At 69.5% G+C, this 239-nt stretch carries 1 pseudogene; it reads right to left on the minus strand.

From position 1 onward, the window contains the following. Positions 1-239, minus strand: a pseudogene (locus BN358_RS25215) (response regulator); the annotation flags it as partial.

The raw sequence follows: 239 nt of genomic DNA on the forward strand, positions 1-239 counted from the left end.
ATCCGGGCGATCAGCTCCTGGGTCTTGAACGGCTTCGGACGTAGTCGTCGGCCCCGGCCGCGAGCCCGTCCACCACGTCGATGGTGTCGCTCTTCGCGGTCAGCATCACGACCGGAACACCGGATTCGGCCCGGATGTCGCGGCAGACGTCCACGCCGTCCCGTCCGGGCAGCATCAGGTCGAGCAGCACGAGATCGGGTCGGTACTCGTGGAAGGCGTCCAGCGCGGCGGCCCCGTCG

It is taken from the genome of Sedimentibacter sp. B4, from assembly GCF_000309315.1.
In the GTDB taxonomy this organism is placed as follows: Bacteria; Bacillota; Clostridia; order Tissierellales; family Sedimentibacteraceae; genus Sedimentibacter; species Sedimentibacter saalensis.